This is a genomic window from Streptomyces milbemycinicus, from assembly GCF_002154605.1.
Classification (GTDB): domain Bacteria; phylum Actinomycetota; class Actinomycetes; order Streptomycetales; family Streptomycetaceae; genus Streptomyces; species Streptomyces milbemycinicus.
Genome location: NZ_MUNE01000030.1, coordinates 1 through 19,735, shown reverse-complemented (window position 1 = coordinate 19,735; position 19,735 = coordinate 1). Strand labels below are relative to the sequence as shown.

The 19,735-nt window shown below is 67.8% G+C and carries 17 protein-coding genes and 1 pseudogene; 5 read left to right on the top strand and 13 right to left on the bottom strand.

Annotation, left to right across the window (positions count from 1 at the left end; genetic code table 11):
• Positions 1-18: 18 nt before the first annotated feature.
• From CCN51_RS02375 to CCN51_RS02340, 8 genes are read right to left on the bottom strand one after another with little or no spacing between them, the layout of a single operon-like run.
• Positions 19-912, bottom strand: coding sequence for a 1,4-dihydroxy-2-naphthoate polyprenyltransferase (locus CCN51_RS02375; RefSeq protein ID WP_055413827.1), 894 nt, complete (start codon positions 910-912; stop codon positions 19-21).
• Positions 906-1,625, bottom strand: coding sequence for a methyltransferase domain-containing protein (locus CCN51_RS02370; RefSeq protein ID WP_078610275.1), 720 nt, complete (start codon positions 1,623-1,625; stop codon positions 906-908). Before CCN51_RS02370 ends, CCN51_RS02375 begins: the two co-directional genes overlap by 7 nt.
• Positions 1,626-1,640: 15 nt before the next feature.
• Entirely contained in the window at positions 1,641-2,702 is a 1,062-nt protein-coding gene (locus CCN51_RS02365) for an LLM class flavin-dependent oxidoreductase (RefSeq protein ID WP_014172815.1), read from the bottom strand.
• Complete coding sequence (locus CCN51_RS02360) at positions 2,699-3,769, bottom strand: methyltransferase (RefSeq protein WP_014172814.1); 1,071 nt, start codon at positions 3,767-3,769, stop codon at positions 2,699-2,701. The genes CCN51_RS02365 and CCN51_RS02360 overlap by 4 nt, the downstream gene beginning before the upstream one ends.
• A 12-nt stretch (positions 3,770-3,781) precedes the next feature.
• Positions 3,782-5,050, bottom strand: coding sequence for a kynureninase (gene kynU / locus CCN51_RS02355; RefSeq protein ID WP_014172813.1), 1,269 nt, complete (start codon positions 5,048-5,050; stop codon positions 3,782-3,784).
• Positions 5,051-5,069: 19 nt separating this feature from the next.
• Complete coding sequence (locus CCN51_RS02350) at positions 5,070-5,888, bottom strand: tryptophan 2,3-dioxygenase (protein ID WP_014172812.1); 819 nt, start codon at positions 5,886-5,888, stop codon at positions 5,070-5,072.
• A gap of 1 nt (position 5,889) precedes the next feature.
• Complete coding sequence (locus CCN51_RS02345; protein WP_014172811.1) at positions 5,890-6,744, bottom strand: alpha/beta hydrolase; 855 nt, start codon at positions 6,742-6,744, stop codon at positions 5,890-5,892.
• A complete protein-coding gene (locus CCN51_RS02340; protein WP_043485932.1) occupies positions 6,741-8,456 on the bottom strand; it encodes a polyprenyl synthetase family protein in 1,716 nt (571 codons plus the stop codon). The genes CCN51_RS02345 and CCN51_RS02340 overlap by 4 nt, the downstream gene beginning before the upstream one ends.
• 382 nt (positions 8,457-8,838) lie before the next feature.
• Here CCN51_RS02340 and CCN51_RS02335 point away from each other — a divergent pair, with 382 nt between their 5' ends.
• A complete protein-coding gene (locus CCN51_RS02335) occupies positions 8,839-9,456 on the top strand; it encodes a flavodoxin family protein (RefSeq protein ID WP_014172808.1) in 618 nt (205 codons plus the stop codon).
• 112 nt (positions 9,457-9,568) lie between these two features.
• Here the strand turns inward: CCN51_RS02335 and CCN51_RS02330 are convergent, their stop codons facing one another.
• On the bottom strand, positions 9,569-9,967 hold the full coding sequence (locus CCN51_RS02330) for a winged helix-turn-helix transcriptional regulator (RefSeq protein WP_238545243.1): 399 nt from the start codon (positions 9,965-9,967) through the stop codon (positions 9,569-9,571).
• A 98-nt stretch (positions 9,968-10,065) separates the two neighbouring features.
• On the bottom strand, positions 10,066-10,935 hold the full coding sequence (locus tag CCN51_RS02325; RefSeq protein ID WP_014172806.1) for an aldo/keto reductase: 870 nt from the start codon (positions 10,933-10,935) through the stop codon (positions 10,066-10,068).
• 445 nt (positions 10,936-11,380) lie between these two features.
• On the opposite strand from CCN51_RS02325, the pseudogene CCN51_RS02320 reads away from it, so the two are divergent.
• The 4 genes and pseudogenes from CCN51_RS02320 to CCN51_RS02305 all read left to right on the top strand — a co-directional run.
• Positions 11,381-11,596 (top strand): annotated as a pseudogene (locus CCN51_RS02320) (amidohydrolase family protein); the annotation flags it as partial.
• A gap of 37 nt (positions 11,597-11,633) precedes the next feature.
• Positions 11,634-14,135: a hypothetical protein gene (locus CCN51_RS02315; protein WP_143675708.1), complete on the top strand. Its 2,502-nt coding sequence runs from the start codon at positions 11,634-11,636 to the stop codon at positions 14,133-14,135.
• Between the two features lie 99 nt (positions 14,136-14,234).
• A complete protein-coding gene (locus tag CCN51_RS02310) occupies positions 14,235-15,056 on the top strand; it encodes an APH(3'') family aminoglycoside O-phosphotransferase (protein WP_043488497.1) in 822 nt (273 codons plus the stop codon).
• Positions 15,057-15,315: 259 nt separating this feature from the next.
• Entirely contained in the window at positions 15,316-15,669 is a 354-nt protein-coding gene (locus CCN51_RS02305; protein WP_014172802.1) for a beta/gamma crystallin domain-containing protein, read from the top strand.
• Positions 15,670-15,813: 144 nt separating this feature from the next.
• Here CCN51_RS02305 and CCN51_RS02300 read toward each other — a convergent pair whose 3' ends face one another.
• The 3 genes from CCN51_RS02300 to CCN51_RS02290 all read right to left on the bottom strand — a co-directional run bounded on the left by CCN51_RS02300 (position 15,814) and on the right by CCN51_RS02290 (position 19,487).
• On the bottom strand, positions 15,814-17,145 hold the full coding sequence (locus CCN51_RS02300; RefSeq protein ID WP_405385184.1) for a phosphatase PAP2 family protein: 1,332 nt from the start codon (positions 17,143-17,145) through the stop codon (positions 15,814-15,816).
• A 374-nt stretch (positions 17,146-17,519) separates the two neighbouring features.
• Positions 17,520-18,758, bottom strand: a complete 1,239-nt coding sequence (locus CCN51_RS02295; RefSeq protein WP_014172800.1) for a cytochrome P450 — start codon at positions 18,756-18,758, stop codon at positions 17,520-17,522.
• A 210-nt stretch (positions 18,759-18,968) separates the two neighbouring features.
• Complete coding sequence (locus CCN51_RS02290; RefSeq protein ID WP_014172799.1) at positions 18,969-19,487, bottom strand: helix-turn-helix domain-containing protein; 519 nt, start codon at positions 19,485-19,487, stop codon at positions 18,969-18,971.
• Positions 19,488-19,735 lie beyond the last annotated feature (248 nt).

The window sequence follows — 19,735 nt, the reverse complement described above, 5'->3', positions numbered from 1 at the left end:
GTGTTCCCCTCCGGGCGGTCATCGGGCGAGGCCGATCGCCAGCAGGGCCCCGAAGACGAGCAGCAGCAGACAGGTGTGCTCCAGCGCCGCGACCAGATCGGCTCCGCGCGCCCCGGTCACCACCCGGCGCAGGGGAAACACGGCGAACGGAGCGGCGGCGAACACCAGCAGCGCCCACGGCCGTGCCACGGCCAGCGCCGGCCCCGACGCGAATGCGGCACCGACGCAGAACACGTAGAGCATGCGGGTCCGCCGGTCACCCAGCCGCACCGCCAGGGTGATCTTCCCCGCCGCGGCATCGGTCGGAATGTCCCTGAGGTTGTTCGTCACCAGCAGCGCGCATACGAGCAGGCCGATGGGGACCGCGGCGCCGAGCGCGAGCAGGGGCACCCGGCCGAGCTGGATATAGGACGTGGCGCAAACGGCGATGACCCCGTGGAACAGGAAGACGCTCACCTCGCCGAGCCCCCGGTAGCCGTAGGGCCGGGAGCCGCCGGTGTAGAACCAGCCGCCCAGCGCGCAGCACGCCGTCAGCGCCAGCAGCCACCACGAGATCGTCACGGCCATGAGCACCCCGGTCAGGGCCGCCAGGGCGTACAACACCATGCCGCTGCGCAGCACCTGCCGCGGCGCCGCCTGCCCGGATCCGACCAGCCGAAGGGGTCCCACCCGGTGGGTGTCGGCTCCCCGGACGCCGTCGCTGTAGTCGTTGAAGAAGTTGGTGCCGATGACAAAACAGAGCGCGAACACCACCGTCAGGGCGGCCCGCCACCAGCTGACCTGGCCGAGTGAATGGGCGACCGCCGTTCCCACCGCGATCGGCGCGAAGGTCGCGGGCAGGGTCTTCAGCCGCGCGCCGATCAGCCAGTTCCGTGCGGCGCTCCGGGCCGGGCGCCGCTGATCGGTCACCATTTCGTCCCCACACCGAGAAAGAGAACGGCGGTGGATTTGGTGCGGACCATACGGACCTCCTCGAGCCGCCGCGCCAGGAAGCGGATCCCGTCCCCGAAGTGCGGCCGCACACCGAGCAGTTGGAGCTCCACGCCATGCGCTCGCGCGACGCGGATCAGCCGCGCCCGGTTGACGAAGAGGCGGTGGTCGTGGGTGCCACGCGGCGGCCGGCCGGGTACGGGCAGGTTCTCGGCGATCGTGATGGACACCAGCCGGGCCGCCCTGGTGTCGGCGATGGTGTCGACGATCAAGGTGCCCCCGGGGCGCAGCACCCGGCACAGCTCACCCACCACCGCGAAGGGGTCCGGTACGTGTTCGAGGCACTGCCCCGCCGTGACCACGTCGAACGACTCGTCCGCGAAGGGGAGCGCGACGATGTCCGCCTGGGCGACCGCATGGAAGCCATGGTGGCGGGCCTCGCAGAGCGAAGCGGCCGACAGGTCCACGCCGATCACGCGGTATCCCTTGCCGACCAGATGCGGGCCGAACAGACCACCCCCACAGGCGACATCGAGGAGCATGGCCTGTTCGTTCCGCGGTACGGGGACGAAATCGGCCCGGGCACGGGCGATCCAGCCGAGCGGGGCAAGCGGCCCTCGTGGGTCCCACCATCGATCGGCGAGACTGTCGTAATCGGTGATGAAATTCCTTCGGAGCCCTGACACGACCACCATCCGGGAGGGCGCAGGCTAAGCCTGCTGGAGCCTTGGCATGACATGTTCGGCGAACAATTCGAGCGAGCCGCGTGCGAGTTCGGGATCGATATCCGAGAAATAGAACTGGATACTGGCTGTCTCGAAACCCCCGCACGCCGCGTGATAGTCGAGCAGCATCGTGGTGATCTCGTCGGGTGAGCCGACGAGCGCGGAGCCGCGCTCATGGAGCCGGTCGAAGTCGTCCTGACGCAGCTTTTCGATCATCTTCTCGTAGCCTGGATAATCGGTGCTCCGGACTCCGGTGGTCCATTCGCTCGCGGCCTCCGCCAGCATCCGCAGATAGCGATTGATCGGTTCGCGAGCGAGGGAGCGCGCCGTTTCGCCGTCGGCCGTGCACAGCATATGGAACGCGAGCATGACGCGACCGTCGCCGGGGTGCCCGGCCTCCTTCCACGCGTTCCGGTAGACATCCAGGTTTTCGCGCAGCGAATGGGGAACCACCGGCTGCGCCATGATGCCGTACCCGAGCTCACCGGCGAGCCGGAAGCTCTCCTTCGAGGACAGCGCCGCGATCCACAGCGGCGGATGGGGCCGTTGTGTGGGCCGGGGGAGCGATGTGGTCGGCGGGAAGTGGTGGAACCTGCCGTGGTGGGCGACCTCCTCCTCGGCCAGCAGCTCCCGGACGACCCGTATGCCTTCGTCGAAGCGGCCCCGGCTTTCGTCCATGTCCACGCCGAAACGCTGGAACTCATGGGGGAGAAAAGCCCGCGCGAACCCTATTTCGGCGCGGCCCCCCGAGATGGCGTCCAGCATTCCGATCTCGCCGGCCAGCTTGAGCGGATGATTGAAGGCGGGCAGCACCGCACCGGTGATCAGTTTCAGCCGACGGCTGCGCTGGGCGGCGGCCGAGAGAAAGACGATCGGATTCGGGGAGTATCCGCCATATCTGCGGAAATAGTGCTCGACGATCCGCACATGCTGAAAACCGAGCCGGTCGCCGAGTTCGACGAAGCCGAGGCAGCGCGCATAATACTCGGCAGCCCCCCGGTCGCGTTCGTCGACATCGGGGAAGAAAGCCAGGCCAACGTCGATCATTTCACCCCTCCGGGTGCGCTGGGCATACGTTTCCTCGCCGCGATCAGGCCGTGCGGAGTCCAGGTCTTCCCGGGCAGCCGCACCACCTCGCAGAACCCGGCTTCGGCCAGCCACTCTTCGTACTGCGCCCAGTGGTAGATCATGCTGTTCCCCGTCGGCAGCGTGGCGAAGTAGACGTTGTCGAGCGCGGCGTACAGCGGGCCGTCCCCGGTGTCATCGGACATCGCGCTGAAAATCAGCACCCGCCCGCCGTCCGGCAGCGCCTCATAGGCCTTGCGCAGCAGCGAGCGGTTCTCCTCGGGCGACCAGATGACGAGCTGGTTGGCGAAGAGCAGACAGTCGTGTCCCGTCGGGAAGGGATCGGCGAACATATCGCCCTCGACGACGCCGACGCGGTCACTCAGACCCTGGAGCCGGATCTTGTGCTGTGCGATGGCCGCCGTCCCGGGCAGATCGAAGACGGTGAACGCGACACCGGGGTTGGCCATGGCCAGCGCGATCGAGTTCACACCGTCACCGCCGCCGACGTCGAGGACGTTTCCGACCCCGGAGAGATCGGCGTTCTCCACCAGGATCGGATTCGACAGCGTCGACCAGGACTTCATACAGCGGTAGAAGAGCTGTGACAGCTGGGGGTGGCCGGTCAGCCGCCGGTACAGATCGTCGCCGTCGCCGGGGATGTGGCGCAGCCCGACATTGGTGTTCTGTCGCAGCGACGCCACGAAATCGAGGGCGGCGGGGCCGGTGACCTTCTGCTGGAACTCGGCAAGGTCCTCGATGATGTCCCAGGTGCCCTCCTGGAACAGCTCTTCGACCAGCTCGCCGTTGCGGTACCGGCCGTCCGTCCGGGCGGTCAGGCCGAGCGCGGTCGTGCCGAGCAGCAGGATCTGAACCGGCCGCGCGTGCAGGCCCAGTTCCTTTGCCACCTGCGACGGGGACAGCGCGGGGCGTCGCCGCAACAGCCTGAACAGCCCCAGCTCACAGCCGGCGTGCAGCATCTGGAACGCGCCCGCGCCGAACAGGATGCCGACCAGGTCGTCCTTCGTCAGTGGGCTCTTGGCGGTCACCGATCATCCCTCTCAGGTCACACGGGACATGTCGACGGGCAGTTGCTCATAGCCGCGGCTCTCGACGAGGGCGCGCAGCCGGTCGAGACCGTCCCAGACGTCGACGAAGCGGGTGTAGAGCGGGGCGAACCCGATCCGCAGCCGATCCGGGGGACGGAAGTCGCAGATCACCTTGTTCTCCGAGCGGAGGCCACGGGAGATACGGGACGCCTCGGGGTGCGCCAGTGCGATATGTGAACCGCGCCGGGCCGGGTCGCGCGGAGAGGCGAGCCGGAAGCCGTGCGGAGCCAGCCACTCCTCAGCCAACCTGACGGCGAGCGCGCCCAGTTGGACGGACTTTTCGCGTAGCCGGCTGATCGGCACCCGCTCCATGACATCCAGGGCGGGCTGGATCGCGGCCAGGGAGAGCAGCGGGGGAGTGCCGACCAGGAAGCGGTCGATGTCGCCCACCGGGTCGTACACCTCACCCATCCCGAACTGGTCGCGCTGTCCGAACCATCCCCAGATCGGCTGCCGCAGTTGTCGCTGGAGGTCCTTCCGCACATAGAGGAAGGCGGGTGATCCCGGACCGCCGTTCAGATATTTGTATGTGGAGCCCACGGCGAGATCCCCCTGGGCCGCGCCGAGTCGCACCGGAATCACCCCGGCGGCGTGGCTGAGGTCCCACAGGACGAGTGCCCCGGCGCGCTCGGCGGCGCTGTTCACGGCCGCCATGTCGAGAAGCGCTCCGGAACGGTACGAGACGAGCGACAGCACCACCAGGGCCACGTCGCCGCTCAGCGCCCGGCGCAGTACGTCCAGGTCGAGCCCGTGATCGGGATCGGAGCGCAAGGTCACCAGGCGGAGCCGCCGCTGCTCGGCCAGGCCCTGCATGATGTAGCGGTTGGTGGGGAAGTCGCCAAGGTCGGCCACGATCGTCCGGCGCCCCGGTCTGGCGTCCAGCGCCGCGGTGGCCAGCTTGTAGAGATTCACCGATGTCGAGTCGGAGATCACCACTTCGCCCGGTTGGGCGCCCAGTGTGTGGGCCGCGAGCCGGTCGCCGAGTTGCCGGCTCCAGTTGATCCAGGTTTCCCAGGAACGCACCAGCCCGGCACCCCAGCCGTCACGCACCACCTGCCCCAGAAAACCGGCGGTGGCGGTCGGCAGCCGGCCGAGTGAGTTCCCGTCGAGATAGATCGTGTCCGGCTCGGGGCAGACGAACTCGCGCCGAAACGCCCGCAGTGGATCGGCGGCGTCGAGGTCCGCGGCTGTGTCGCGAGCCACCTTGGTCTTCATGCTCATGCCGTCGTACCTCCCTCCCTCACTCACCGGTGGACCTGATCGACCAGAGCTCAGGGAAGAACCGGTGTTCCGCGATGGCGGCGAGCCACGGTGAACCCTCCGTCCCGCCGGTGCCCGGCCTGTTCCCCAGCAGCCGTTGCACCGTCACCAGGTGGGTGTAGCGCCAGCGCGCGAACAAGTCGGCCGTGTCCATCAGCGCCTCGGCGAGCAGAAACAGACCGGGGTGGCGGCCGGGCTGCTCGTAGATCAGCCGCCAGGCGGCGGCAACCTTTTCGTCCGGCTGGTACGGCAGCGAAAAGTCGCGGTCCGCGTGGACCGGCGGGATGTCCAGGCCGCGCCTGGCCAGGTGGCGGATGGCCTCGTCATACAGGCTCGGCTCATACAACTGGGCCAGCACCTCGCCATACCTCGACGTGTTCCGATGCGGCTCGAGGAGTTGGGGGTTCTTGTTGCCGAGCAGAAACTCGAGCCGGCGGTACATCCCGGACTGAAACCCGGACGCGGGGCCGAGTGCGTCCCGGAACGACGCGAACTCCCCGGGGGTGAGTGCGCCGAGGGCGTCCCAGCAGGACAGCAGCAGCTGTTGTACGCGCCGGGCGCGACGCAGCGTCCACAGCACCTCGTCGAGCCGGTCTGCCGCAAGGTGGTCGCGGGCCGTGCTGAACTCCGTATGGCAGAGCTTGAACAGCAGTTCCTTGACCTGGCTCAGGATGATGAACCCGGGCTCGGTTTCGGCGCCGGTCCGGGGATGCTGCAGCGACAGCAGGGTGTCCATGCGGGCGTACGCCGCATAGGGAGTCTCGCCGTCGCTTGCGGGCTGGTGGGTGTTCGGGCGCACGCTATCCCTCCTCGATGTCATCGATGCGCGTCAGCACGGCCTTGCCGAGCGCGGTGTGCTGATTCCCCAGGTCGTAGGGGAGGTCGAAGTGGTTGCGCGTCGGGCATACGAGCTCGGTGACCGCGTTGCGCCGCCGTAGCAAGGCCGCCATGGTGTCGTGCTGGCGGATGAACTCCCCCGTTTCACCCCCGCCGCGCGCGATGACGATCGGCGGAAGCCGCTCGGGCAGATGATGGATCGGGCTGTTGCGCAGCGCGGCATCGGCATCCAGCCCCAGGGCGCCGTTCACGTACGTATGGCGCAGCGGCTCCAGGTCATAGATACCGCTCAGCAGAGTGGCGCCTGCGATCCGTTGTGCGTCGTCCCGGATGAGCGCCATCGCCACGAGGTGTGCGCCCGCGGAGCTTCCGCTGAGATGGATCCGCTGGGGGTCGATTCCGAAGCGAGGGGCGTTGGCGTGGAGCCATGCCACGGCCTCACACACCATCGTGACGATCTCATCCAGGGAGTAAGCGGGCGCCAACCCGTAGTCGAGCGCCGCGAACGCGATGCCCTCGGCGACGAAGTCCGGGGCCGCGAAGGCCGACTGCTCCTTCGTGACGTCCTGCCAGTAACCGCCGTGTACGAACACCTCAAGGGCCGATGCGCCGCCCTCCACGGGGAACAGATCGAGCCGCGCTTCGGGAGACGCGCTGTAGCGGAGGTCGGTGAGCGGGGTGTGCTCGTTATGCGCGGCGGCGCTGAGGGTGGCGTACTCGTTCAGATAGAACGGCAGGCTCGGGACGACGGAGCTGGGGGAATACTCCCGGTCGAGATCCGCGCGGCTGAAGCCCCTGTAGCCGTTGCCGTTGCTCATGCGCCGACCCCGTGTTCCGTACATGCGCGCTGAAACAGCTCGACGAGCAGCGGCTCTATGGCACCCCTGCTGGGCTTGTAATGACTGCCGAAGCGCCGGTGATACTCCTCGAACCATTCCTTCCGGTCTTTGAGGAACAGAACGTCGTGCAAGGCCATGGGCCGGATCGCCACCAGCGGCACCGGTGAGCGATTGACCGGAAACTCGGGATTTCTGACGGTCGGCACCTCGCACAGAGGATGGAATTGACCGATCATCATGCCCTGACGCACCGCCGCCGACTTGACCGCCCGATGTGTTTCGTCGAGTAGATGACATTCGGCCGGCGCCAGATCGGGCATGGCCACGAGCAGGCTCCGTAACGCCGGGTTCGAGCCTTCCCACTCGATCAGATCGAACTCGTCGAGCGCGTGGCGGACCATGTCGATGACGGTCCCGACGACGGGGGCCGGCCCCACCGTCCGCACCCGAATCTCCAGTGACCCCGCCCGCAGCGACGGCGCCACGAACGGGCACACGGCCCCGTCTCGTCCAAGCTGATCGTTCGGCTGGGTGATGTATCCGTTCAGCCAGTCGTGGATCAGCGCCTTCGTCGCACCGTACGACGGAAGGGCCTCCGAGTCGGAACGAGCGGTGCCGGAACGGGCGGTGCCGGAACGAGCGGTGCCGGGCTGCGCCCGGAGTGCGGGATGCTGGGATGCGAGCCGGTCGACGAGGCTGCGCAAATAGCGCCCGATGATCGGCGCTCGATGGACAAAGGACGGATGTGACTCCACAGCGCGCAGCGCGTCCGTCACATGCCGCTGTGCCACATCCGCAGCCCGACTGATCGCTCCGGACTCATGGATGAGGGAAAGAATTTCCTGGCACCGGTCGGCGGAGAGTGGCTGCTCGCACAATGTCGGAAGCAAGCGATCCGGGAAATCCTCGATGGCATAGATCACCGGGAGTGTGTACACGCCGTTGAGCAGATCCTTCGCGACTTGCTTTCCGGTTTCCTCGCTGCAGATGTCGAGGATGTCGTCCCAGATCTGAAACGCCATGCCGAGATTGTGACCGAAACTCTCCAGCGCGTCCTGGACGTCGTTGCTCGCATTGCACTGCAGGGCGCCCATCGTGGTGGCCGTCCGCATCAGGCGCGCGGTCTTTCCCGAGACGGCGGTGAGGTAATCCTCTTCGGTGCGGAGTGGGTCGAAGAGCTGACTGGACTCGAGCATCTGCCCCACGCATACGTCGATCAGCGTTTCAGCCATGGACATCATGGGCGAAGCGCCGAGGGACGCGGCGGCCTGCATACAGCGGGCGAGGAGATAGTCGCCGGTGAGCAGCGCGATGGCGTCCCCGTATTTCGCGTTCGTGGTGGACCGCCCGCGCCTGACCTGCGCATCGTCGATCAAATCGTCATGGTGAAGGGTGGCGATGTGCAGGATCTCGACGGCAGCAGCCGCATCGATTACGCGGTGGTGCGTGGCCGCGCCGGTTTCATCCTCGAGGAGATACGAGGAGAGGAGGACAAGAGTGGGCCGCAGAAGGCGACCCGTATGCTCTACGGCATACATGATCGGGTCCTGAATTTTACGATGCGGCGGCGCCACCAAAGAGCGGAGTCTCTCTCTGACCTGCGCCAAGTCTTCCTGTAGCCGTTCTTGAACCTGAGCGAATCTGTCGTCCACCGGATATTCTTCTGCGATCAGACCCGGAGTGTCCGTCATCGATACTTCCTTCAGTTGCGACACCGTGGAAGTCGTGCCACGGGCCAGGGGGCATCGACAAGACCGCACCGGGGTGTGGTGATCGTGGTGCGGGAAATAAGGAAAGCGTTTTGGCAGGATTGTGCTCGGCTGTGCGTGGCAGCGCCTCCCCCTGTGCGGCCCACAGCGAGAATTATCCGCACCGGAGTTCCGGGCTGTCATTGACCATCGGCGCACAGACATTTGGCATTCCGCGCAACGGCGCCCGCAAAGGCGGACGTGCCTCACCCGACGCCACTAGGTGGTCACACTGGGTCGTGGACCCCGTTGCGCACTAGACCTCGAATAGAGTCGTGGTCTACATTAGAAACCATCACCACTCTGCTCGAGGTTAGGAGCCCCGATGTCCTCATACGTCCTTCCGCAGCCGCGCGTCGCAATCGCCTTTCACTCCGGCTACGGGCACACCGCTGTCCTCGCCGAAGCGGTACGGCGCGGCGCCGAGAAGGCCGGTGCGCACGTCGCCCTCATCCCGGTGGACACGATCACCGATGAACAGTGGAGCGAACTCGACGCCGCCGATGCCTTGATCTTCGGAACGCCTACCTACATGGGTGGTGCGTCCGCCGGCTTCCACGCGTTCGCAGAGGCCACCGGCGGTCGTTTCGTCGACGGCACATGGGCCGACAAGATTGCCGCCGGCTTCACCAACTCGGCTTCGAAGAGCGGCGACAAGTTGAACACGCTGACCTTCCTCTCCGCCTTCGCGGCGCAGCACCGCATGATTTGGGTAACCCTCGGCCTCGCCCCGGGCTGGAACGCCCTGGAGGCCAGTGAGCACGACCTCAACCGACTCGGCTTCTGGATCGGCGCGGGTGCTTCGACCCCGCAAGACGGTGGAATCGACACGGTGCACAGCTCGGACATCGCCACCGCTGAACATCTCGGGGCGCGCGTCGCGGAGCGGACCGCGGTGTTTGTCGCGGGCCGTGCCGCCCTGGCGGGTTCGGCTGACGCTTGAGCGAGCTCACCGGCGAGCGTTCGTCGCACACATGCGTGAGGCACCTCGCATGCGCGGCTGCCCGGACGGACGGAAGCCGCGCGCCGCGGCCTCGGTCTTCCTGGTCGACGGCCTAGCGGCGGTCGTAGGCGGCGCGGGCCTCGTATACCGTGGCGGTCCGCTTCTCGGTCCAGGTGCACAGGGCCCGCGTCTCCTCGGCGATCTCACGGCCGAGTTCGGTCAGTTCGTACAGCACCAGAGGCGGAGCCATCTTGACGTCGACGGTGCGCAGGACAAGGCCGTCCCGTTCCAATGTCCGCAGGGTCTGCGACAGCATCTTGCGGCTGATGCCGCCGAGGGATCGCTGCAGCTCGGAGTAGCGCTGGACACCGGATTCGCGAAGACTCGCCAGCATGAGCAGAACCCACTTGTCCGCCAGGTCCACGAGCACGTCACGACTCGGGCAGAGCGCGTCAAGAATGTTCATCGGCCGGTTCGGGTCGATGCTCGCTGATTGCTCTTCTGCGGCCATGACAATATTCTATACCATGCCTTAAAACGGAGCTATTACTCCTTTTGAGGTATGGTCTCCTCTGGAGACGACTCGCGGGTGTGTTCCCAGGCCGTCGCTCACACGGCCTGGCTGAGCGCCTGGAACTCGGCGTCGCTCAGGGTGATCTGCGCGGCTCGGGTGTTCTCCTCGACGTGAGACACGCTGGAGGTGCCAGGAATGGGCAGCGCCACGGGGGAGCGGCGAAGCAGCCAGGCCAGGGCCAGCTGGGAAGGGCTCGCGCCGTACGTCTTGGCAAGCGTGTCCAGCGGGCCACCCGGACGCGCCAGCTCGCCGGTGGCCATCGGGAACCACGGGATGAAGCCCAGGTTCTCCTGCTCGGCGTAGTCCAGTACATCCTCGGCGTCGCGATTGGCGAGGTTGTAGAGGTTCTGCATCGAGACGATGTCCACGATCGTCCGGGCTTCCTGGATCTGTGAGACCGTCACCTCAGAAATGCCGATGTGGCGGATCTTGCCCTCTTGCTGCAGCAGCCGCAGCTCGCCAAGCTGGTCGCCCAGCGGCACCTTGGGGTCGATGCGGTGGAGTTGGTAGAGGTCGATGCGCTCCACGCCCAGGTGGCGCAGGCTCAGCTCGGTCTGCTGCCGCAGGTATTCGGGTCGGCCCAGGGGCCGCCAGTCGTCGGGGCCTGAACGGGACAGTCCACCCTTGGTGGCGATCACCAGGCCCGCCGGGTATGGGTGCAGTGCCTTGTGGATCAGCTGTTCGCTGACGAAAGGGCCATAGGAGTCTGCGGTGTCGATGAAGTTCACGCCCAACTCGACAGCCCGGCGCAACACGCGCACAGCCTCCTCGGGATCCTTCGGCGCCCCCCACACGCCGGGTCCCGTCAGCTGCATCGCTCCGTATCCGAGCCGGTTGACGGGCAGGTCGCCGCCAAGCTCGAAGGTCCCGGCAGCGTCGGCAGGACGTGAGGCTTCCTGTGTCATGGTCGGTACTCCCTGTTGCTGGTTTCTGAAGTAGACCAGATGCCTATGGGGTCCAGTGGGTGGGCGCGAGTGTTGCCGAACACCCTGCCCGTGCCGTGGGAGAGAGAACTTTCGGGCCGGCGTAGCGGGAGAAGCCCCTGGTGGAGCGGTACGAGCGGGGCGACGGCCCGGAGGGTCCGGAGGAACGAGGCGCCGAAGCCCGCACCGCCGATGATGCCTTCCACCCACAGCGGGGGAGCATGCCGGCGGCGGCACCGGCCGCCCTGCGGAAGCTTCCTCTCCCGGCGGCTGCGGCAGCAGGCGGCGAACAACTTCGCTGGAGCCGCCCTGCCAGGGCGAATGCCTATGGGCAGGCGTCCCCGCCCAGCCACGCTAACTCGGGCAGGCGGCAAGTGCATCCCGAGCGTGCTGGCAGTTGCCGCATTCTCGAGGAGGTACTGACCCGATGAGGACACTGTTGCGTGGCGGCAAGGTGGTCAGCATGGACCCGGCCGTCGGCGATCTCCCGCAGGGTGACGTGCTGATCGAGGACGGCCGGATCGCCGCGGTCGCCGCCACCGTCGACGCGGCCGACGCCGAGGTCGTGGACGCCACGGGCTGGATCGTGATGCCCGGTTTCGTGGACACCCACCGGCACACCTGGCAGACCGCGTTCCAGGGCTGGCCGCGGGGTGTTGCGGTGCGTTAGAAATTCCGTCATGGGGGATGCCCGCGACGAGTTCAGCGGAATGGATTTCGGCCCGGTCGTTCAGGCGGGCGGCATCAGCAGTGTTTTCGTCACCGCCTTCCCGGCCTCTTCCCGGGAGGCCGACAGCCTGCCGCCCGGGCCGGAAGTTTTCTTCGGCCGTGCACGCGAACTTGAGGCGCTACTGGCGGACCTCAGCCCCCGTAAGGCTCCTAAGGCCCCGAGAACGCCTCCGCATGCGCGTACCACGCGCGCGGCCAGGCGGCAGGCACAGCGGGCCTGGGCGGCAGAACACAGCGTGCTGATGTTGTCCGGTCAGGCCGGGGTGGGGAAGACGGCGCTGGCGCTGCGTGCTGCCGGGGAGGCGGTCCGGCGCCACTGGTACGTCAAGGGCATCTACGCGGATGTCGGCCGCGCCGCGGAAACTTCGGCGGAGACCGCCGTGTTCACCGCGCTGGGCGGCCTGCTGCACTCGCTGGGAGTGTCTGAGCCGCAGGTCGCGGCGGTGGCCGACGGCCGCGTGGCCCAGTACAGGTCCGTGGTGAGCGCCCTCGCCAAGCGGGGCAAGCCGGTGCTGGTGGTGCTGGACAGCGTCTCCTCGCTCGCCGAGGCGGAGCCGCTGCTGCCGCCGCATCCACGTAACTGCGCGGTCGTCATCGGCCGACACCGGCTGACGGGTGGCGGGCTTGCGGGGGCGTGTCATCATGCTCTGGGCCTGTTCGAGCCCTCGGAGGCCGTCGAGTTCGTGGTGCGTGCGCTGGCGGCCGCGGACGAGCACGACCGTCGGGCGGCCACCGACCCGGAGGCGGTCCGCGCGCTGTCAATGGCCTGCGGCCGGCTCCCGCTCGCGCTGGACCTGGCCGTGGGCCGGCTGGTGACGGACCGACGGATGCCGGTGCCAACGCTGGCCGACCGGTTGCAGGACACCCCGCGGCCGTCCGCGCCGGAAATACAAGTGGACCCTGTCCGAGCGGTATTCGCACGGTGCTGCGGCCGACTGCCGGCCGGACAGGCCCGGCTGTTGCGGCTGCTGTCGCTGTATCCCGGTGCGCACTTCGGGGCTGAGGAGGCCGCGGCGCTCGGTGGGCTGCCGGTTGCCGAGGCGGCGGACGTGCTCATGGAGCTGTCCCGGGCTCGCATGCTGGCGGCAAGCGGACCGAGGTTCGGTGGTCACCGCTTCCAGGGCCTGCTGTGGTCCTACGCCACCGATCTGGCCCAAACCGAGGAGTCCTGCACACAGCGCAAGGACGCCGTCGAGCGGCTGCTGCGGTTCCACGTAGCGGCCACCACCGAGGCCGACACGTGGCTGGACCCGGCCGCCGCGCCCGCGGAGGGCGACCGCTTCACGGGCGTTGGGGAGGCCGTCCGGTGGCTGGACGAACACCGCCCGATCCTGATCGAGTCGGTCCGGACCGCGATAGCCCTGGGGTCACACGGCCTGGCCGTACGGCTGGCCCTCGGGCTGACGAGGTATCTGGAGCTTCGCGACCGCACCGCCGACCGGATGACCGTCCTGGAACTGGCCGCGTCCGCGGCGCACTCGGCGGGGGACCGGGGCGCGGAGGCGGAATGCCGGCGCCGACTGGGCCACATCCACGCCCAGTCGTACAGTGCTTCGTCCGCCCTGCCGTACTACGGCAACGCCATGACGCTCTTCCTGCTGGCCGGTGACGGCAGCGGGGCCGCGGCGGTGGTCGGCGACGTGCTCGCGCTTCTCGACCGATACCGTGCGCGTGAGCGGGACACCGCCACTTTGATCATCCGGTACGAATCGGGGCTTGCCATCTGCCGACGCGGCGGCGATCCGGCCGCGGTGGCCGCCATCCTCGACACCCTGGGCAACCTCCATCAGCGCACAGGCGCTCACCACCGGGCGGCCGACTGCCACGCCGAAGCCCTGGTGCTGCGCGAGCAGACGCACGACGTGGACGGTGTCGCCGAGTCGCTGGCGAACCTCGCCGACGCGCAGCGTGTCGGTGGCGACGGACAGAACGCCGCGGCGAATTACGAGCGGGCCGCCGGGCTGTCCCGTGACCGGGGAGACAGCCGCCGGGAGGCCCAGGCATGGGAGAACCTCGGCCTGGTGCACCTGCGGGCGGGTCGCATGCGGCCCGCGCGGCAGGCGTTCGAGCACGCTGCGGAGGTCTTCAACCGCGGAGGTCCGGCGCAGGACGCCGAGCGGGTACGGGGCCGCCTGCGTCAGCTCCGCGGCTGGGGCTCTCGCCGCCGGGCCGTCGACGCGGCCCGGCGGCAGACCGCCCATGCGCCTGACAGCCAGGGGGTGTGGCGCGCGAGTGGCGAGGGTCGCCACGAGGGGTCCGCGGGGACGGGTGCCCGACGCCCGGACCGCGCCGACGCCGATGTGTCCGATGTGCCCGACACGGATGGTGTTATCGACTTCGCCGTGCTGTGGACCGTAGCGGACTTCGGGCTGGACTACGGCGACGACACTTTCGACGACGGGTTCGGCGACGACTCCGACGACTCCGACGACTTCGGCTTCGACGACGACTAGGCCGTTTCGCTCGGAATACGGCCTGCCGCACGCGGGATACGTGGCAGGAGCGGAAATATGGCCGCGAGCTGGGATGCCGAGCTGGTTAGAGTGGCCGCTATGAGCGATCACTCCGGACCTCAGGTCGTATCGCCGGTGCTGTTCGGCGTGGGTGGCGGTGACTGGTTGTCTGTCACCGCGGGCGAGTCGGGAGCCTCCGTCTTTCGCAGTGCGGACACCACCCGGTATGCCAAGTGCGTACCCGCTGCGGATGCAACCGATCTGGAGGCCGAGCGCGACCGGATCGCGTGGCTCAGCGGTCAGGGCGTACCTGGCCCCCGGGTGCTCGACTGGTACTCCGGTGACTCGGGCGCCTGCTTGGTGACAAGTGCGGTCTCCGGCATACCTGCTGATCAGGTCTCCGCTGAGGATCTGCGGATGTCATGGGAACGTATCGCGGACGCGGTCCGTCGGCTGCATGAGCTGCCCGTGTCGGAGTGCCCATTCCGCCGGGGCCTGGATGCCATGGTCGCCGTGGCGGGCGACGTCGTGGCCCGTGACGCCGTAAACCCGGAGTTTCTTCCAGTCGAGCAGCAGCACACGCCCGCTGTGGAGTTGCTGACCCGCGTCATCCGGCAGGTACCCCGGCGTCGGGAACAGGAGGTCGCCGACACGGTCGTCTGCCACGGGGACCTGTGCCTGCCCAACATCATCCTCGACCCGCAGACCTTGGACGTGTCGGGCTTCATCGACCTGGGCCGCCTCGGACTGGCCGACCGCTATGCCGACTTGGCACTGGTGCTCGCCAATGCGCGGGAGACGTGGACGGACGAGGAGCGGGCACGGGCAGCGGACGTGGCGTTTGCCGAGAGGTACGGCATCGCCCTGGACCACGACCGCCTGCGCTTTTACCTTCATCTCGACCCGCTCACCTGGGGCTGAAGGGTCCCTGAGGACGCTCGCATGGGCCACCTCGCGGCTCGCATGGGCCACCTCGCGCGGGGTGGTGAACTGGGTGCGGTCGTTGGTGTTGCCGCCCGTGACCACCAGCGCGAGCGGGTGACTGGGGGGACCGGACCGGCTCGCGGCCGGCTGTGGGCGCCACGATCGAGTGATGCTCGATCGAGTGATGCTTCGATCCTACGGTTCGCATTCGGAGTGTTGCTGCCGGGCGGGGGACAATTCACATGAAGGGGAATCTGTGATCTCGAAAAGCAAGCGGGCCGTCTGTTCCATGGCCGTGGCGCTCGCCGCAGCAGCCGCGTCAATTGTCGGCGTGTCGAGCGGCACCGCCTTCGCCATCGACCACGTTCAATGCGTCGGCGGCGAAAACTTCTTGAAGATCTGGTCGCACCTCGACGGCCGCCAGAGCGTCGACTGCTACGCGAACGCCGGCAAGACCGACTTCGGCGGATGGTGGGTCGACCGTATCTCCACGGGCAACAACGACCTGATCTATTACGACGCCAACGGCGACTCGGTGAAGATCGAGCGCTGGCACGACATCACCTTCCCGAACCGCCCGCCGAAGGTCGTCGCCATCCAGATCCTGTGACCACCTGACATCCGGCTGCCGGAAAGCGGGCTGGTCACGTCCTTCCGGGCGTGACCAGCATCGGTACGCGCGACAGGTCAGCCATAGCGCGGCCGTGCCGGCCTGACCAGCAAGATTCATCTGGCCTGCGACGGGCAACACGATTCAGACCAGTTCGGGTTGCGGTTCCGGTTGCGGCGCTGGTGTGGTCTTCTGCTCCCACAGTTTGGTGGTCCGTACGTAGGCGTAGATCACTGACGTCATCGCCAGGATGAGAAGCGGGCCGAACACCCACGGATATTTGGCCATTTCCATCGGCAGATAGCGATACGACACCAGGAGCGCGGCGAAGACCGCTGTGCCGTAAGCGACCAGCTGGAGTCCTGACCGGTCCCAGCCACGTTCGTGCGAGCGCAGAGCTGCCTCGATCGTGAGTGTGAACACCACACCGGCGATGAGATCCACGCCATAGTGGTAGCCGAAGCCCAGCGTCGCGGTGAGCGTGGCAATCAGCCAGAAAGTGCCGGCGAATCGCAGAATGCGTGGGCCCTTGCGGGAATGAATGAAGATCGCGGTAGCCCACGCTGTGTGCAGGCTGGGCATGCAGTTGCGCGGGGTGATGTCGTCGTACGGCACCGGGTGCGGGGGATTGAGCGGCGGTGGTGTGTCCGGCCATAGGTCGGCCACCGCCCAGTGCAGGCCGCCGGTGCCGTAGGCGCCCGGGCCATAGGCGAAGATCGGCCCGACCACCGGGAAGATCATGTAGATGGCCGGCCCGACGAGGCCGATCACCAGAAAGGTGCGCACCAGATAATGGCTCGGGAAGCGGCGCTCGACCGCCACATGGCGCAGCTGGTACAGCGAGACGACGACCGCGGCCACCGCAAGCTGTATGTAGACCCAGTCGAGAAGGTGGGTGCCGATCGGGTCGGTGGCCCTGACAATCCGGCCTACCAGCCACGACGGGTTGCCCAGTGCATGATCGGCGGTTGCCACATACTCGTCGAGCACGGTTGGGCGGGTCTTCGACGTGATGAGGAGCCAGGTATCGCCGGTCTTGCGGCCCGCCACCAGCAGTAGCCCAAGACCGACGCCCTTCAGCAGCAGGGCACGCTCCCGGCCGGTGCGGCGAGTGACAGCGATGACCCCGTAGCCCAACATCACCCACAACGCGCCGTTCCCGAAGGGGTGGCCCTCGGTGATCTTGGCGCCGACCGCCCATCGCACCAGCACGAAGACGACGTCGATGCCGATCGCGGCACCAAGCGCGATGAACCGTTGCCGCCAGGTGAGTACCACCATCATCAATGCCATACTGGCGTACAGCAGCGGCCCCGATTTGGGGGCGAATATCACCTCTTGCGCCTGGGTGGTCATCGGCCCCGGTAGGCCGTAGTGACGCGCGGCGATCTCCAGCGTGATGAAGAATCCGAGGGTCACCACACCCGCCGTTGCCCACAGTATCGCCCGTGGTTCTCGCAACGCGGCGAACGTAATTCTGTTGTTTATTCGCGAAAACACCCGCGGTGGTATGGATATCAATTATTTGGCCGATTTGCTAGATTTGGTTGAATAAGTTACTCGGTGTGCTGGATGGCGTGTTTTTCTTATGTAGGACGGGCGATGAGGGTGATCGTCGTGAGTCGAACATGCTACCGGAGCGGTACGGGTGGGTTTCGCTGGTCACGGGTGGTGCGAGGGTCGGCCGATCCTGCGCTCAACGGTCCAGTATCTCTGGGATGACCATCCTGGGCGGGATGTTGGCGTGCTTGCCGCAAATACGTCGAATACAGCGCGCGGCCCGCACCTCCCGAGGTCGCCTTCGGACCGCTTTCCAAGCGAGTGAGTCGGCCCGCAGGTGCCCGGGCGCCCTATGAACCGTTCGGAGTGGGTGTGATGGTGGCGGGCGTCGGACCGTCGGGGCGGACGGTGAGCCCGAAGACGGCCGAGGGTGGGGTGGTGTGGAAGGAGGGGGTGAAGGCGGGCAGCAGGTGCTCCAGGAGCATGGTCATCTCGCGCATGGCGAACTGCGCGCCCAGGCATGCTCGTGCGCCGAGGCCGAAGGGGGAGTACGCGCCGTGCCGGGAGGAGGGGCGGCCCTCGTCCGCGGTGGTGAACCGCTCGGGGTCGAATCGCTCGGGCTCCGGCCACAGCGCCGGGTCGCGGTGGGTGAGGTACGGGCATACGTAGATGTCGGTGCTGGCCGCGATGTGGTAGCCGGCGAGGGCGTCGTCCTCCGTGGCGTGACGGGGGATCAGCCATGCCGGCGGATAGAGCCGCAGGGTCTCCGAGGCGAGAGCCCGGAAGGCCTTCTCGCGCTCGGGTGAGCCCGCGGGGCCCGCGTTCAGGGCCCAGCGGCGGGCTTCGGGGTGGCGGTCGAGCAGTAGATACAGCCAGGACAGCGTCGTGGCGGTGGTCTCGTGACCGGCGGCGAGCAGGGTGACCAGTTCGTCGCGGATCAGCTGGTCGGTGTACTCGGCGTGGGTCTGACCGGCCTCCACCAGGACGCGCAGCAGGCCGGGGCCTTCCGGTCCCGCCTCTCCTCGGCGGGCGGCCGCGATCGCGTGTTCGGCGACGGCGTCGATCCTCGCGAGGTCCGCGGCCACGGCGGCGCGCAGCTCGGCTACGTCGGCCGACGCGGAGGGGGTGGCAGGTAGGGCGGCCCCCACCGCCTCGACCGCGGCGAGTTCGCGGTTCGTGGTCTCGTCGAGGGGGTGGCCGGTGAGGGAGCGCCAGATGGTGTCCAGAGCGAAGAAGCGCATGTCGTCGCCGACGTCGGTCGGCGTGCCGGTACGGGCGCACTCCGCCCAGTGGTCGGCGGCGCGGCGTGCGGCACCGACGATCCGCTGCTCGTAGCGGCGGATCCCCGCTCCGGTGAACTGGGCCTGGAGAAGGCGGCGCTGACGCTTCCACGGTTCCCCGACGGCCGAGAGCACCCCGTCTCCCACCAGCACGCGGGCCCGATGGGAGCGCTTGACGTAGCGGTCGGGGTGCAGGGCGAGGACGTGCTGCACCGCCTGAGGGTCGGTGACCAGCACGGTGGGGCGTGGGCCGAGGCGCACCGCGCTGACCCCGCCGAGCTCGCGCGCCTGGGCCAGCAGGTCGACCACTGCCCCCGAGGTCGAGTGCCACCGCTTGACGGCCTCCGGGGCGAGCTCCGGCGGCAGGGGCCTGGCACCGGGACCGGGCCTGGGCGACGGGGAGGGGACGCCTTGTGGGGCTGTGGTGGCCAATGTGCTCTCCTGCTCGATGACTGCGTCTGTGGACATGAGGGACAACGAGGGCGGACCCCGTCGGTCCGGTGCGGGGCCGATGGTGCATCACTGCGGGTGGCGCACGACCAGCAGCGCCTCGACGTCTCCGAATGGTGCCTGATACAGGTGCGGCACGTCCGCGGCCCAACTCCCGTGCATACCAGGACCGATCGAGACAGGGGCGGAAAGGCTACCGACTCGTGCGGTGCCCGCGAGTACGACGATGTGCTCCGTGGTGCCGGGGGAGTGGGCGGCGGACTCCTGTGTCGTTCCGGCGCGGATGCGTATTCGGTAGGTTTCCGTGACCGCGGAGGCGTCTTCGAATCGCTCGGTGAGGACGGCGTCCACGGCGCGACCGGAGATCTCGGCGGGAAGCGCGAGTCCGTGCAGTGCTGTGCTGAGGGGCACGTTGAGTGCTGTCGTGAGGGCGTAGAGCGTTTCCAGCGTGGGGTTGCGCCGTCCGCCTTCCAGTTCGGAGAGTGTTCCCTTGCCGATGGCGGACCTGCGCGCCAGCTCGGACAGTGACAAATCCTGCGCTTCGCGCAATTCCCGCAGGCGCAAGCCGACGCGAGCGGCCAGATCCATGGCTACCCCTTCTCGCCACCGAGGCTCGGTTGATCTGGTGCCCCGCGAGATCTATCGTTCCACATGCAGAACGTTCTGTATATGGAACGCACGATGGTGCAACGCTGCATGGAGGAGTCACATGGCGTCCCAGGAAAGTACGTCCCTGCCCGTTCGCAGCATGCAGGTGGCCCGCGCCCTCGCCGCGGCCGGCATCGCCGGCCAGGTGCGCGAGCTGACGGAGTCGGCGCGCACGGCGGCCGAGGCCG

Excerpts from the sequence above, each read along its gene's own strand:
- CCN51_RS02375 (WP_055413827.1), bottom strand. The coding sequence starts at position 912 with ATGGTGACCGATCAGCGGCGCCCGGCCCGGAGCGCCGCACGGAACTGG.
- CCN51_RS02370 (WP_078610275.1), bottom strand. The coding sequence starts at position 1,625 with ATGGTGGTCGTGTCAGGGCTCCGAAGGAATTTCATCACCGATTACGAC.
- CCN51_RS02365 (WP_014172815.1), bottom strand. The coding sequence starts at position 2,702 with ATGATCGACGTTGGCCTGGCTTTCTTCCCCGATGTCGACGAACGCGAC.
- kynU (WP_014172813.1), bottom strand. The coding sequence starts at position 5,050 with ATGAGCATGAAGACCAAGGTGGCTCGCGACACAGCCGCGGACCTCGAC.
- CCN51_RS02345 (WP_014172811.1), bottom strand. The coding sequence starts at position 6,744 with ATGAGCAACGGCAACGGCTACAGGGGCTTCAGCCGCGCGGATCTCGAC.
- CCN51_RS02340 (WP_043485932.1), bottom strand. The coding sequence starts at position 8,456 with ATGACGGACACTCCGGGTCTGATCGCAGAAGAATATCCGGTGGACGAC.
- CCN51_RS02335 (WP_014172808.1), top strand. The coding sequence starts at position 8,839 with ATGTCCTCATACGTCCTTCCGCAGCCGCGCGTCGCAATCGCCTTTCAC.
- CCN51_RS02330 (WP_238545243.1), bottom strand. The coding sequence starts at position 9,967 with ATGGCCGCAGAAGAGCAATCAGCGAGCATCGACCCGAACCGGCCGATG.
- CCN51_RS02325 (WP_014172806.1), bottom strand. The coding sequence starts at position 10,935 with ATGACACAGGAAGCCTCACGTCCTGCCGACGCTGCCGGGACCTTCGAG.
- CCN51_RS02315 (WP_143675708.1), top strand. The coding sequence starts at position 11,634 with ATGGGGGATGCCCGCGACGAGTTCAGCGGAATGGATTTCGGCCCGGTC.
- CCN51_RS02310 (WP_043488497.1), top strand. The coding sequence starts at position 14,235 with ATGAGCGATCACTCCGGACCTCAGGTCGTATCGCCGGTGCTGTTCGGC.
- CCN51_RS02290 (WP_014172799.1), bottom strand. The coding sequence starts at position 19,487 with ATGGATCTGGCCGCTCGCGTCGGCTTGCGCCTGCGGGAATTGCGCGAA.